Below are 13816 nucleotides of genomic sequence, written 5' to 3'. Positions count from 1 at the left end.
GTTAAGGGGTTAGACAAGCATGTAATCATTAGCATCATAAGCAATAATGCGATTATTAACAGTATCAAGCTGACTATCTGCGCCTGTCGGCTTTGCGGCAATCGCTTTTATCTGATAACTACTACGCCACTGATAACCCTCACCTTTAGCAAGCACCATGTCTGTACCCATAATAATAGCTGTATAAGCCTTACGTGATGTCGTGTTATTGCTAGTGACAAATAACTGCTCAGTAGTAGCCACCTTTGAGCCGTCACCTATGCCATAATTTTTATCAACGCTCATAGTGAGTTGGTCTAAAGCTGCACCGTGGAATATAGCAGTATGGGCAGTAGGGGCTGCTGATTTTAGACCACTTCCGCCACCCTCTATGACTGCTGCTCTAGCGTTAACACTGCCCTCCAAGAACAATACGGACGCATTGAACGCGTTTATCATCGCTTGCAAACCCCTGTCACGAGATATTGTTAGCGGCTCTAGTGCCCGTCTGTCACAACTGACTGTCATTACACCGTATTGATTGACATCAATCACAAAAGCTTCTCGTACTGCATAACGGTCTGTAGTAAAAGTGTTCATCGCTAACACCTCGTTAACAATAGTTACTTTAATAGTAGACGCAAACCCGTCAAACGCTGTCTGTTTTTTGCCGTCAATTTCGGTACTGTAGTAAATATTACGCGCTGTTTGACCTCCACCTGCCCCACCATTTTTACCATGATTGCCGCCCGTTGTTATGTCGCTGCCACCAGCATCACCGCTCACTACTGTTGCTCGCAATGGTGGCAGCCAATCAGTGTCTCCCCCTGTCAACCACAACCAGCTTGTGCTAGCGACTGTCTTTTTATCAATCTGTGCGATATTAGGTAATGCGTTATAACCGTTTGGTTTGATAGTTGTACGGTAGTCGTGTGTGCCACCATTGTGCGCGACCTTTAACACACCTGCATCAAGTGTCACGTACAAACCGGATTCGGGTATTTTTACAGGCGCTATGGCATCAGCACCGCCACGCAATGTGTAAGTGTTTTCGTCTATAATCCACGACCAAAGCGGTCGTAGGTTGTTGTTCCAAGCGTAAAAGCTGCCAGCTGGGTTAAGCTTAGATGTGTCAATAGTCAGTTTTACTATTTCGGGGTTGGTTGGCGATATTAGAAATATAGTCTGGATACTACCGTCACGGACTAGTGGTGTTTGGTCGTCACTAGTCGTCATAATCTGCACTTCATCTGAGGCAGTAGCATAAGTTGACTTTGTATGTTTGGTTATCATCCAAGCATCACCTGATTTGCCACCCGTTGTCAGCCCGTTTCTATAGTACGACACTGCATAGTAAAAACCTTTTTCAGCGTTCATAACAGCAGCATCTAAAAACATCTCTAAGCTTTTTGTGTCACCAACTGCATCTTTTGAAGATGTAATACCATCACGCACCAATGGTTTGAAAGGGTAGTTCTTACCGCTATTTATGGTCATTGTGTCGTCACTACCTAACTTCACAACTTGATTTTTCAAAGAGTAGTCGGGGTAAACATAAGTATTCTCATCAATGACCCACGACCATAACGGTCTTAAATTTGTATTCCACGCATAGAAGCCACCTGACGCAGCAAGATACTTTGTATCGACAGTTAGCTTGATAATCTCAGGGTTGTTCGGCGATGTCAGAAATATCGTTTGAATACTGCCGTCACGTACAAGAGGAGTTTGGTCTGTTTCTGCGTCTATTATCTCTACAGAATCTGACGCAGTGGCGTAAGTTGCTTTTGTGTGCTTTGTTATTATCCAGCCGTTAGGAGACTTACCATCGCCAGTTAAGCCGTTTCGATAGTATGCGACACTATAATAAAAACCCTGCTCAGCGTTTAAGACAGCTGCATCTAAAAACAGCTTTAAGCTGTCAGTATCACTGATTGCATCTTTTGCAGACGTAATGCCATTACGCACCAATGGCTTGAAAGGGTAGTTTTTATCTGAGTTAATAGCAACAGCATCAGTGCTTTTGTCATAATCTACAATCATTGTGTCAACACTAGATATAGCATCTTGTTTTGCTGTATCGGTATAAGTCTTTTGTCGCTCGTCAATATCCCACGTTACTTTAGACCAAGCGCCCGATTTTTTTAAATGCAAACCGCTATTTTGTGGCGTATCATTTGTCACAATTGCATAAGTGCCGTTTGCTAACGAGCTGGCAATCATTAGGTTTTTGCTTTCAAACGGTGTAAAGCCGACACCTGCATGGGTCATCAGCTTAATAGCCTTTTTGACAGTCGGATAGCTCTCACCAAGCCTCGTTGTTACTTGCGTATTTTCGTCGCCATTAACTACTTTTTCGAGCGATGTAGCATCTACTCTAGTGTTAGCTATTGCCTGTACTATATCGTCAGCCATCTTTCAAACTCCCACAAAAAAGCCCTCACAATGGAGGGCGTATGTTTAAATTAATTTAGGCTATCAAGCCGTTTATAAAGTCTTTGTCGTTTGGATAGTACTTGTCGGTATAGTTGATACACGACAGACGATGCGAATACGGATTATCGCCAGGGTCTTTGGTCGTCACGATATAATTGTCGCGCTCAAAGTCATCATGCAATACCAACTGATAAGTAGCGTGCACCTGCGCATCCCAAGACGTACTGATGGGTTGAGATGGAGCACGGGCTAATATCACCTCATGCGGATTGTTACTTGGCATGCAGCGGATATTGTCAACGATACCGGCAACGGTCTGCACAAACACCGTCGCTTGGGCTTTACCGCCAAAATCAACACTATCGCTTAGGGTCAGAACGACTTGACCGTTGCCATTCACTTGCAAAGCTTCGACCGCACCTTGCTGGGTATCAGCGCGATATTGGTCAGCCACATTAATTTGGTTGGTTGGTAACACAATGCCGGACTCATCGGCGGCCGTGAATGAGCAAGTCTTATAAGCATGTTGGTTTTTCCAGTGACGGCGCATCATGTGCATATGTGCTTGTACCTTATTACGCACGCCCACCAAATCCTTATTTTTAGTATCAGGATTGGTCGCTGAGCCATCTTCTGGATAGCGTAAAGTTACTTTGGCATCATCGATAGGGTCAGTGTAGGTGACTTCAATGCCGTCATAATCATTACGCGGTCCGAACGACTCACTATACTCAAAGCTATTCGGTGTGATGCTATGGCTGTTAAAAGTGGCGACGGGATAAGCTTCAGGACGCTCAAAATGCAGACAGACTTTATTATTGATGCGATAAGCGGTAAAGAATCCCGTCATAGCGACCGTTTGTATCATTTCCTCTGTGGTGATGTCTTTACTATCAAATGTCCCGCAGAACTGGGCGCACAAGTCAGTGCCAAAATAAGCGATTTGCGCATCGACCTCCGCTTTGATTTGCACCATGTCCAAGTCATCAGCGGTCAAGTTACTGGTCACTGGGTCAGTAGCAATATCATAGATAATGTCATCGATACGTTTGGACGGAATAAGCGCATCATTGTTTTGCCAATCCCGTTCAAGGCGCTGCGCAAGTACCGTAAGTTTGCGCTCTTTAAGTGATAAAGCCCCTTCAGTTGCCAACGTTTTGCTATATACCTTGGTGAACCCTGGCGGGCTGTAGTCCGCACCCATCAACTTAGCGCCATAAAAATCCGCAATACGAATATCTTGTACGACGCTATAACCCTTAGAAGGTCGCATCCGACCGTGCTTGCGCCGTGAGCGCCAACGCAGGCGCTTGCCTTCTGCCATGTGTGCGTTTTCAATTTTAATGGTACTTGCAGCAGTCTGCGCGGCATCGGTGTTACTGACATGAGCGCCTGACCACCAGTGATTGCCATCACGCCATACGCCTAAGCCATTATTATTGGCGTATTCTGCGTATTTCGAGCCGTAAATAATATGGGTATCGACTTGCAGTGTGCCCGGTACCGGATTGTTTGTGACATCAACAATCTCTGATTCAATCTCGACTTCAATACCAATCGGCTCAAACGTCTGTCCGTCCGTGATATAAAGCCCGCCTGACGCTATGTAATTAACCATCACGAACTCATGGTCTTTTTCACTGGTATAAAAATAGCCTTGCCATAAGCTTGATGACTGCGTTGAAACGGTCACTTCATGCTCTACCGTATAATCAGCATTATCTAAAAGCTTCTGCCAGTCTGCATTTACACTGATGGGCGCTGATAACATAATGCGTGTTTCAGTCAGTGCTTCAATAATATAAGTGCCGCTGAGCGTATAGGTTACTGGATTGCTGTCAGCATCAACAATGCCATTTGCCGATGCGAGGTCATTGGCTTGTTCAACCACCAAGCTATCACCGACTTTGAATTGATTTACAAAATTAAAGCCGCTGATTTCAATGATGTTGGGCGCACGAAAGACCGCCTTGTCTAGTGTCAGGTAGTTATCAGTAGGTGGCAATAATTGCCCATTGACCGAAGTATAACGCTTGGTCGTCAGGCGCGATAATGCCGCTTCATCTGGGGTAAAGGCGCTACCAAACTGGTAAGCGGGCGTATCATCAAGGGTGCTATCGGGGTTAAAAATCAGCACGCCGCTACCAAATACTTGATTGATGGGCGTGGTGTCATCCAGTGCTTCAGTGACCAAGTACCAACCACGGCCGATGACCATGTATGACATCTCGATGGCGCGGTTATTAATATAAACGGTATAAGTGACGGCGACCAAATCTGGTACCGACCACACTTGACCGTAAATATCGGCGGTCCGACCGCCTTGGCGCTGACGGTTGGTGCGCTGAGCCAAGGCATTGTTTGGGCTTGGCGGCGCATTGGCTGAGCCGTTTGGTATCACCGGCATTGGCATGAGTAAGACGGCGGCAACAGTGATAAACGCCGATACCAATATCGGTATCCATGTTTCAGGTCCGGCAGGATACGTGACGATATAGAATGAGCCGCCTTTATCATTTAAAGCGATGATATCTTCAGGCGTTTCAGGCGTCACATCACACTCAGTATCCCAAGTCTCATGATACCAATAAGTGTTTGGCGGCATGCCTTTTGGGTAAATGCCAGTGACAAGCTCAAACAAATCTTCACCGCGCACGATTTTACAGTCGGAGTTGTCGCAAGCATAAGCCATAGGATTGCGGACAACGATCAGTTCGATATTAGAGTGCATAATATTTTATCCGTCCGTGTTTCAGCGTGGCGATATGCGGTGGTACGCACTGCGGTCCCGATTCAGTCATGTGTATGATTTTTGCTTGGTGGTAAATACCGGCGTGTAGCTCTTTGCCATGCATCAAAGCTAAGCACGGGTCGATAGGCTTATCGAGCTGAGCAAACTCTTTAAGCTTGGCGGTATTCACCTTACGCTTGGTACGCCCCGTCATCAGATCGTCAACATAGACGCCCATGTCACGTCCAGTGATATCACGGTAAATATCAACGGCGAAATGCAAGCAGTTATAAAGCTCATCGTCATAACGTTTACTGTCGTATTTAGTTAAATCAAGCATGGGCTAAAATCCTCGCAGTGACTTAAATAAATCGATGGTAAACAGGATGCCAGTGCTGGTTTTATTGAGCTCTTTAGCTTGGCAGGAGAAGACGGCGCCGCGTTTTTGTGGTTGGTTGTCGGTTATCTCTAAGCCGCGCACACTGGTCATGGGCTCTGTTGAATCACTGGTTAAAAACACCCGGTAATTTAAAGTCGGTCTGACAGTTGAATGAGCGCCGCGTCTTAAGCGGTCAATCTCATACGGCATAATCTCACCGACATCACCGATACCGATGGTGAATTTTTGCTGTAAGTCGTCAGCGGCTTTGGCGGCTTTAATGGTCAGCGGTAATGGCTGATAATCACGGTAAACCCCGTCTTCATGCTTTACACGCACGCCATCTGCGTGATTGCGTACAAAACGATAGTCGCGGCTGAAGGATGGATGCTTGATTTCGATACATTCAAGGCGCACGTCATCATGGCGACCGCGCAGCCAATACTCCATCTCTTTTATATTGGCCACTACAAACCTCCAAGAGCATCTGGCAGATCTTCATTGACCAGTTTTGCGAGTAGATTGAAATATCGCTCGACCTGACCATCTGTCATCTTGTAGATTTCTAAAAAGGTAAGGTCGGCTTCAACATCATATTTAATGGGCTTGGCAACCAGTGATAACTGCACGGTAAATATTTGGTCGCCCAATGTACTGACTGGCAGTGAGTCACCAACGATGCGGCATTCGTACCATTGGTGGTCAATATCATCAAGTAGTAGGTATGCCAAAAATGGCAAGCCCTCGTAAGCGCGCATAAACTTTAGAAAGTACTGCCACTGAGCACGGGTGCATTTATAAGTGACGTTAGGGCGATGGACTTTACCCACGCTGTCTTTGCGCTCACGAGGTAAGCCGACAATGGTTTCAGTGCTGGTCACGCTACGTGCGAGGCTAAAGTTATAGCCATCGCGCTGCGGCTTTAGCATGAGCTTGGGTATTTCAGTCATAACTATAGGTCCCGCTGTAGGTGATAGTTGGCTTTCAATGCTCTGGTGGTTGCGCTGTATGGGTCATTGATATGGTTGGGCAGTTGCTTGTTAAGCTCTTCGCCGACAATCACACGAATACGGCCATCATCGTCTACACGATGCGATACCGGGACACCTGCATAATTTTCAATAGTCATATTGATGACTGGTGCTTGAGGTGCTGAAGCTTGAGTTGGTTTTGAATTCAAGAAATCAGTTAGCTTGCGATTATCAGCAGGCTTAACGACTCGTTCGCCTTCATCAAGCATCCATGTGCCTTCTTTTGGTACATAATCAAGCCCATCATGCGCCTGACCCTGTACTGGCGGTGGTTTTAGGCTTGAGATCGTGCTAACAATACCGGCGACGTTGGATGCAACCGTTAACATCGCGCCAAGATTGGCAGGGAAGGGTAGTGATGCTGCTGCGGACGACATAGCAACTTGGATGTTCATAACTGAGCGACTAACGGCAAGTATCTTTTCACCGATAAACATGGCTTGATGAATTTTTGACTGTTCGCCAAACATATTTTTAGTAATGGCAGATAGGCTGCCAGCGACGCCTTCAGCCTGACCTAAGCGCAAATCACTCATAGCTATTTCGTGTTGTGTTTGTGCTTCGAGTTCAGCATCCAATGCCTGCTGCTTAGTGATGACCTCTGCTTTCAGGGCTTCTTGGATGACATCAAGTCGCGACTGATAGTGTTGGGTAAGTCCATATTCTTCGCTTGTACCGCCCATTTCTGCTTGTTGCGATTCGAAAGCCGCGCGAGGTGCTTTCTGCAGCTGGTTGGTATCGTATATCTGAGCGCCAGCCATAGCGTTGCGCAAGTCAGACTTTTGCGCACCATTAATGTCAGTGCGCATATCAAGGGCGCGGCGTTGATCCGCATAAGATTGCCGCAAGGCTGCTAAATCTGATTGGCCAATACTGGTTAGTTGGCGCAGTTCGCTCTCGAAAGCATAACGACGTTCATCAAGTGCCAGTTGTTCGGCTTGATTCAGCGCATCGATTTTAGCTGTTCGCAGCTCTTCATCCATTTTGACTGTTAATTGGATTTCTCGGCGCTCAAGGGCGTATTGATTGCGGATACGCTCAGCGTCAGTTTGTTCTGATTGCTGTGCATACTGCATTTGTTGATCATGCGTAAGCTGCATTTGTGCGAGCTTGGCATTGGCGACGTCGATTGCAGCAGCGATAAAGATATCGCGCTCATTATCATTAAAACCGCTGGCATCAATCTTTAAGATTGCGGTTTTTAGTTGCTCCTCGATGCGCAAGGCTTCGTCGCCGTACTCTAAGCGGATAGCATTGCGATCTTTACCCTGTTGTTCTGCAATTCGTGCTTGTTCAGCAGCGGCGGTGATTTCACTTTGCATTATCTGACTGATAGACTGTTGCGCAATGGCAACCCCGTCTCCGTAGTAGTCTTTTATATGCTGTTTAAATCGTTTACCAGTAACAGCTTCGCCTTTAGCGACTACACCATCCTTATTAACATCCCATACTTTGTTTGATTCATAGCCTGTACTGCCTCGCTTATAGCCGTATCCAGCGACAGCGTCGTATACTTCAGCGACCCCTGCGCCTGGTCCAATGCCGCGACCTTTAAGATAAGAGACAACATGATCCATCTGCTGAAGTGGTAACAAGTTGCCAAACTGGTCACGTGTCATGCCAAAGTATTTACCATCGTCCTTATTGTCGCTGCCTTCCATAAATTGGATTAAGCCAGTGGCGGATGATGTTGGGTTGCGCGCGTTTGTGCTAAACGTACCACCTGTTTCGAATGAAATTACCGCAGCTAAATCATTTGGATTGATGCCTAACTTTTTAGCGCCATCAAGTATCGCATCGCTGACAGCTTTGGGTATAAGTGAGGCGGCTTTACTAGCGGTTGCTGCTGCTGAAGCTTGTTTTTTAGCATTAGCTTCCGCTTTTTTAGCCGCATCTTCTTCTGCCGCAGCATTGGCTTGTACTGCTTGCCCGGTCAAACCTAGTTGCCGACGCAATTCTTCTTGCTGTTTGGCCGCAGTCAAGAAACGGCTTTCACGCTTACCACTACCTAGGTTGTCAATAAAATCAAGCTGGGCTGCGTAGCTTGACAGTGATGCAGAGATATCTTGATCTGCTAATCTTGCAATCTCATTTGCAGCGCCAAAGTTTTTAGCAATCTTAAGAGACGTAACCCACACGCTGTCCATCATACTAACGCCGTCTAGCAGCCCACCAACTGTGGCGGCGACGCCGCCAATACTGCTACCTACCACGTCAAATACAGCGGCGACACCGATACCGACCTTGGCAACACTCTTAAAGACGACGACTAAGTCTTCGCCCATTTCGCGTGCGAGATCGGCTGCGCCTGCTGTACCTACTAGCTCGTCAGCGACATCTGCCAGTACTGGGATAAATGCACTGGTGAACTGTGTCCTTGCCCCTTCGACAGACAAGGTTAAAAGGCTGTTCGCAGCTATCAAGTCCTGAGTAGCAGCGACCGTTTTTTCATCCATGATGACGCCGGCATTCTCTGCCGCTTCCGCCCACACATCAAACCCAGCACCGTTGTCATGCAGTAGTGGAATCAGTAACGACGCGTCTGACGCGATAGATTCCATGTAAAATATTAATTCAGAGTTGCTTAAGTTAGCCTCTTGTAAACCGTTATAGTATCTTTGGAGAGCATCAGGTCCTGACAAGTTTCGAAAGCTCTCGGCGGTCATGTCTACGCTTGCGGGCATACTGTCAAAAAAGTCTGCCATTGCACCGCCGCCGGTGGTTAAAAAGTCGCCGATTTTATCTTGAGTATCTTTGTAAATATCGCCCAATGTTTCTTGTTCAACACCCATCGCGCGTGCAGCGACAATATGTTTTTGCATAACTTCAATATTGGTATTTGATACTTTAGCTATTTTTACGATTTCGTTTGCGAGTTCTGTTTGCTCTTTGATCATCACGCCGATTGCAGCAGTACCAGCAGCAGCCATACCAGCGAAAGCAGCAGCGCCTACTTTCGCCATATTAGCAGCATCGGCTTTGATAGCACCTAAAATGGTGTGGGTGCTTTCCTGAGTATCACGCATTTCACTGCGATACTGTGCAGTGTTGGCAAACAGTACAATATCTAAGCGCTGTAATACTTTTGCCATGATGCAATCCTTTATTTTTTGGCACGTCGTTTAAGAGTAGCTATCAGCGATTCTGTGTAGGCTTGGCTACGTTCAGCGTCTGCTTTCGCTGTTTCAATAGCCCGTTGTTCATTGGTCAACGGGAAAGGGTCAATCACAAGCAAGTCTTTAATGCTAGGCGCTTCTTTGCAGTGACCAGACCATGAAATTATTTTTTGTGCGAGTAGCGCGAAGTTTAGATCCATTCGATAATCGCCAATCGGGTTGACGCTGTCGAACGCTTGCCACTCACGTAGCTCATCGATGCTCATTTCAGCATCAAGCTCAGCGACGGTTTTTGATAGATGCCCAGCGAGTTTAAATTTAAAAAATTTATCCCGCTGGGTTAGGAGTTTTTTAGGTCTTCATCTTCTTGTGGTTGATCGGTGGCATCTTTCTTTTCAGGTTTTTTGACCACAAAACGATTAATAATATTAAATTCAAGTATCACAGCATCAGTCAGCACTGGTGGGATGGTCTTGACGACATCAATATCCTTTAGTGTAAATAATGGCTCATTGTTTTCATCAACAAGAGCAATGATAAAAGCTTCAACATTACCCTTACCTTTAACATTCTTCATTTCTTCAAAATAATCATCGCGCTCACCAAGTGTCAGGCGCTTGACGAATACGTCAGCATCCAACTCTTTGATAGGGAGTCGTGATGGACTTAATAGTTTTGTTTTTGAAATTACAGATAATAAACTAGCAACGCTAAGTATTTTATCTTCATTAGTGACAGATTTTTTAAGTTGTGGTGCGGGGATTTCTTTAGTCTTGGGGAGTCTGGCAGCCATGATATTAGTCTCTAAAATTAGGTAAAGAAAAGCCCACAGTTAAGTGGGCGTTTGAATAGATACGGATCAGTTAGGATTATGGCACTGATGTAATTTCGGTCACATTGCTACCAATCACGATCATGCCTTTTTTGCGCAACTTCTTTTTCGGGTCAGTGACATTGCTAAACTCTGAGATCATGCCATCAAAGGCGTATCCAGATACGGCGACATCCGCAAAGTGAATCTCACATTGCACCACTTCATTGTTGTCATAGGCGGCTTTAAGCTGGACGTGTTGTGGGTCAGTGGCTTTATAGACCAGTTCAAATGCCAAGTCGTTAACTTCAGTAAAATCAACTACGGCTTTTTGCGTGTTCCGTGCATCAGTCGTGGTGATTTCATCGATTGATTTTTTCTGATCTGGCATATCAATGTTAGTGAGTAGCGGCACTTTTACAAAGGTGAGCCCTGCATCAGCGCTGATTTTTAAAAAGTGCTGGCTGTCTGATAAGCCGTCGATAATTGCTGCCATGTGATTGTCCTCTATTCGGTTGGGGTGGTTTGGCTAAATTCGTAATCTATCGATTGACGATATAAGTCGCTTGCAGCATCGTGCATTTGCTCTTGTCCATCGTAGATGCTTGGCTTGATTTGTTCGTTAATAGCATTAATGACTTTGTTAGCGAGTAATGTGCACTGATAAGCGTCGTTGTGATAGACATCTATTTGCACCCGTACCCACTCATGCCCAGTGATGCCGTCGTCGGTGACTTCAGCGACGCTGCTAATGGTCTGGTAAATGATGTATGGAGCGGTTGCATCATCGTGTTCGCGGATAATCATAGGGTAGATGCGGGCGTCAACCAATGATCCCAGCGTCTGTACCAGTTGCACACCTGCAATCATGACTACTCCAAATATTTATCAATGTTTTCGTTAAGTTTCTCACCAAATCGATTCACCGCTTCTTCGACATTATGGTCGAATGCTGGACGCAAAAATGGCGTGGCGGGCATCGTTGATGTGCCTTTTTCGATAAAGTACCAATAGTAAGGCGGCAAGTCGTTTTTGGAGTTTTGAATAAAAATACCGACTGCGACGCCATTATTTTTAAACTCTTTTAGCTTGGTTATCTTTAGGCGTTTAATACTGCGTTTAAGGGTGCCAGGCTTTTGCATTACGAATTTACCTTCGCCGCGTTTCGCTCTTTTAGATTTGCCACGACGGAATTTACCGCGCTTGGTTTTTACCTTGGTGCTTTCGCCTTGACCGCCAGACATATAACGGCGATAAGTTTCCTCGGATTTCGGTGCGAGCTTTTTGGCTTCTTTCAGCATTGGCGCAGTGGCGTAATTTAATGCGCCCGTTAATGATTTGCCTATTAATTTGTCAGTTAACAATTCGAGTTTATCGTCAAGTTCGGACAGACCGTCGATGTCTACGCTGCCCCAATCATCGCTCATGGCATGCTCTTTAACATCAGCGTGATGTACTCAAGACCACTGCGGTCATCAGGTAATGGGTCGCCGTCGATGGCGTACATCTGCCCACGATGCTCGATGCGCATCTTGCTAGTGATGTCAGTTCGATAGCGCAACACACAGCGAGCGCGTGTTTCGCTATCAGCGGCTTGAGCATTGATGATGTCTTTGACCGATAGCGGTGTAAAGTTTGCTGATAGTGTGTGAGTGGGCGTCCATGATGTGCTACTGCTGCCACCCATTGGTGACGATGTGATAACAGGCTCGTACACAGTCACGCGATTACGTAAGGCGCTGGCTTTCATAATCATCCTTATGTCACAGTTGGCTTACGGTACGTATAAAGCAGAGACACGACCGGCGCTGGTAAGTAGTTGCCATTGGTGGGCGTGTCTTTGTCTGGGCTGCGATTCTCGTCAAAGTAGCCGACCATCATTAGCATTGCGACTTTGATATCGTCAGTGCCGGTCGCTGGTATATCTTCGGTTATATAACGCTTTATCGCTGACTCAGCAGCTTTGATATACATTGTTAGATTTGAGTTGTTAGCATCATCGTCATAGCGCAGATGATGCTTTACTTCTTCAAGCGTTACCCAATCCATCATCATCTCCTTTCGGTTCTTCAGTAGTTGGAGTAGGTGCTTTGGCAAACGGGTCGCCACTGTCACGCTTGGCGATGGCGGCAAGGCTAAAGTTTTGCTGTTGAATCATGGGGCTTTCGCCGCCAGATACGGCTGCATAGCCAAGCTCAGCACGGGCTTCGTTCGGTGATAATATCGCTGCACCAATGCCTTCTTTGAGAAATGCCATTTGACTACCTGCATCCATACGCAATAACGCTTTTAAATCAAACTCAACTTCGACACCATCTTCTAAATCTAAATGTTGATTAAGTAGATTTTCTGCGCTCTCAATGTAGTGCTGTAAACAATCGCTATAATAGATATCGTTATGATCACTAACTTTGCCCGCAGGTATAGGGGCAAGTCCAACTTTAAAAGCCGGCACTCTAAACGCGGTACAAACGATTTCGCCAGACATTTTTAACTGCTCAACAAGTTGAGCATCGTGTGCAGCAACAGACATAGGAACGTAAGTCATGCCGTCACTCAATACAGCTGTGCCGCCTCTGCCACCCTTAGAGTAGTTTTTTTCCCAATTCTCTTTAAGCTCTTTACTATTGGTTTCGCTGATAGCACCAGGTGCGGTTAATATTCCAGACGGGCGTGATTCGTTAGCAAAGAATGACTGAGCGTTACGCTGAATGCTAATGCCTTGACTGGCTGATAATGCGCAAGCTGTAATAGGGGATAAGCCAACCAACGGATGGTAAAAACAATTAAAGCGGTCATGCATAATTTCAGACGCAGGGAATACAACGTCTTCAGATAAATCAAATAGCCGATCCTTTCGCACTTGATAAAACACATTGCCATGAGGATCTACCAATGGCTTAGTACGTTCAGGATTCAGTATTTGCAACTTCCATACATCGCCATATATATTACGGACCTTCCAAACATATACATTACCGCTGGTGGCTTTACTTGTCGCCCATGCTTCTACAAACTGTTGCCAGTTTTGAAACTCGTTGGGTTTGGCCAAAAGCTTTTTTACATTGCTGTCACAGGTTTGACTGACGCCGTTAATATTTTTTTTAGTCTTGATTTTTAACTTGCCAATGTCGCAGGTAATTAGAGAGATACAGGCAAACACAGCATGGTGGCGCATCTGGTCGTTTTTACTAACTTCAATCTCTTGATTGCGTTGCCATGCGCCGGTGCTCGGCTCATGTATCGTGTGCCAAACATCGCCACCAGTGACTGGTTGGGCAGTGCTTGCTGATTTTTTGCCAGTCATCCAATCAATAAACTTGCCCATAGTTT

At 45.9% G+C, this 13816-nt stretch carries 14 protein-coding genes; all 14 read right to left on the bottom strand.

From position 1 onward, the window contains the following. Positions 1-9: 9 nt before the first annotated feature. Positions 10-2394, bottom strand: a complete 2385-nt coding sequence (locus ACT3S4_RS04455; protein ID WP_444760559.1) for a hypothetical protein — start codon at positions 2392-2394, stop codon at positions 10-12. Positions 2395-2449: 55 nt separating this feature from the next. Further along, complete coding sequence (locus ACT3S4_RS04450) at positions 2450-5146, bottom strand: host specificity factor TipJ family phage tail protein (RefSeq protein ID WP_444760558.1); 2697 nt, start codon at positions 5144-5146, stop codon at positions 2450-2452. After that, positions 5136-5486: a hypothetical protein gene (locus ACT3S4_RS04445; protein WP_444760557.1), complete on the bottom strand. Its 351-nt coding sequence runs from the start codon at positions 5484-5486 to the stop codon at positions 5136-5138. Before ACT3S4_RS04445 ends, ACT3S4_RS04450 begins: the two co-directional genes overlap by 11 nt. 3 nt (positions 5487-5489) lie before the next feature. Next, positions 5490-5993, bottom strand: coding sequence for a DUF1833 family protein (locus ACT3S4_RS04440; RefSeq protein ID WP_444760556.1), 504 nt, complete (start codon positions 5991-5993; stop codon positions 5490-5492). Beyond that, the gene (locus ACT3S4_RS04435; protein WP_444760555.1) at positions 5993-6475 is read right to left on the bottom strand and encodes a hypothetical protein; all 483 of its coding nucleotides are present in this window, start codon (positions 6473-6475) and stop codon (positions 5993-5995) included. Before ACT3S4_RS04435 ends, ACT3S4_RS04440 begins: the two co-directional genes overlap by 1 nt. Before the next feature lie 2 nt (positions 6476-6477). After that, positions 6478-9648 carry a hypothetical protein gene (locus ACT3S4_RS04430; RefSeq protein ID WP_444760554.1) on the bottom strand — a complete coding sequence of 1057 codons (3171 nt, stop codon included), beginning with the start codon at positions 9646-9648 and terminating at the stop codon, positions 6478-6480. An 11-nt stretch (positions 9649-9659) separates the two neighbouring features. Next, complete coding sequence (locus tag ACT3S4_RS04425; RefSeq protein WP_444760553.1) at positions 9660-9938, bottom strand: phage tail assembly protein T; 279 nt, start codon at positions 9936-9938, stop codon at positions 9660-9662. A 74-nt stretch (positions 9939-10012) separates the two neighbouring features. Beyond that, a complete protein-coding gene (locus ACT3S4_RS04420) occupies positions 10013-10465 on the bottom strand; it encodes a hypothetical protein (protein ID WP_444760552.1) in 453 nt (150 codons plus the stop codon). 76 nt (positions 10466-10541) lie between these two features. Continuing rightward, entirely contained in the window at positions 10542-10979 is a 438-nt protein-coding gene (locus tag ACT3S4_RS04415) for a hypothetical protein (RefSeq protein ID WP_444760551.1), read from the bottom strand. Positions 10980-10990: 11 nt separating this feature from the next. Then, entirely contained in the window at positions 10991-11353 is a 363-nt protein-coding gene (locus ACT3S4_RS04410) for a hypothetical protein (RefSeq protein WP_444760550.1), read from the bottom strand. Positions 11354-11355: 2 nt separating this feature from the next. Then, on the bottom strand, positions 11356-11910 hold the full coding sequence (locus ACT3S4_RS04405; RefSeq protein ID WP_444760549.1) for an HK97-gp10 family putative phage morphogenesis protein: 555 nt from the start codon (positions 11908-11910) through the stop codon (positions 11356-11358). Continuing rightward, positions 11907-12233 (bottom strand): phage head closure protein, encoded by a 327-nt coding sequence (locus ACT3S4_RS04400; RefSeq protein WP_444760548.1) that lies wholly within the window; start codon positions 12231-12233, stop codon positions 11907-11909. The genes ACT3S4_RS04405 and ACT3S4_RS04400 overlap by 4 nt, the downstream gene beginning before the upstream one ends. Before the next feature lie 8 nt (positions 12234-12241). Further along, positions 12242-12532, bottom strand: coding sequence for a head-tail connector protein (locus ACT3S4_RS04395; RefSeq protein WP_444760547.1), 291 nt, complete (start codon positions 12530-12532; stop codon positions 12242-12244). Then, positions 12513-13811, bottom strand: a complete 1299-nt coding sequence (locus tag ACT3S4_RS04390) for a phage portal protein (protein ID WP_444760546.1) — start codon at positions 13809-13811, stop codon at positions 12513-12515. Before ACT3S4_RS04390 ends, ACT3S4_RS04395 begins: the two co-directional genes overlap by 20 nt. Between the last annotated feature and the right edge of the window lie 5 nt (positions 13812-13816).

The organism is Psychrobacter sp. AOP30-A2-5 (assembly GCF_052378115.1).
Classification (GTDB): Bacteria; Pseudomonadota; Gammaproteobacteria; order Pseudomonadales; family Moraxellaceae; genus Psychrobacter.
The sequence above is the reverse complement of the archived record's forward strand: the minus strand, read 5'-3'. Positions and strand labels throughout refer to the sequence as shown.

Bases quoted from the DNA above. Each gene is read 5' to 3' on its own strand.
- ACT3S4_RS04455 (WP_444760559.1), bottom strand. From the start codon at position 2,394: ATGGCTGACGATATAGTACAGGCAATAGCTAACACTAGAGTAGATGCT.
- ACT3S4_RS04435 (WP_444760555.1), bottom strand. From the start codon at position 6,475: ATGACTGAAATACCCAAGCTCATGCTAAAGCCGCAGCGCGATGGCTAT.
- ACT3S4_RS04445 (WP_444760557.1), bottom strand. From the start codon at position 5,486: ATGCTTGATTTAACTAAATACGACAGTAAACGTTATGACGATGAGCTT.
- ACT3S4_RS04410 (WP_444760550.1), bottom strand. From the start codon at position 11,353: ATGATTGCAGGTGTGCAACTGGTACAGACGCTGGGATCATTGGTTGAC.
- ACT3S4_RS04395 (WP_444760547.1), bottom strand. From the start codon at position 12,532: ATGGATTGGGTAACGCTTGAAGAAGTAAAGCATCATCTGCGCTATGAC.
- ACT3S4_RS04425 (WP_444760553.1), bottom strand. From the start codon at position 9,938: ATGAGCATCGATGAGCTACGTGAGTGGCAAGCGTTCGACAGCGTCAAC.
- ACT3S4_RS04405 (WP_444760549.1), bottom strand. From the start codon at position 11,910: ATGAGCGATGATTGGGGCAGCGTAGACATCGACGGTCTGTCCGAACTT.
- ACT3S4_RS04420 (WP_444760552.1), bottom strand. From the start codon at position 10,465: ATGGCTGCCAGACTCCCCAAGACTAAAGAAATCCCCGCACCACAACTT.
- ACT3S4_RS04390 (WP_444760546.1), bottom strand. From the start codon at position 13,811: ATGGGCAAGTTTATTGATTGGATGACTGGCAAAAAATCAGCAAGCACT.
- ACT3S4_RS04430 (WP_444760554.1), bottom strand. From the start codon at position 9,648: ATGGCAAAAGTATTACAGCGCTTAGATATTGTACTGTTTGCCAACACT.
- ACT3S4_RS04400 (WP_444760548.1), bottom strand. From the start codon at position 12,233: ATGAAAGCCAGCGCCTTACGTAATCGCGTGACTGTGTACGAGCCTGTT.
- ACT3S4_RS04450 (WP_444760558.1), bottom strand. From the start codon at position 5,146: ATGCACTCTAATATCGAACTGATCGTTGTCCGCAATCCTATGGCTTAT.
- ACT3S4_RS04415 (WP_444760551.1), bottom strand. From the start codon at position 10,979: ATGGCAGCAATTATCGACGGCTTATCAGACAGCCAGCACTTTTTAAAA.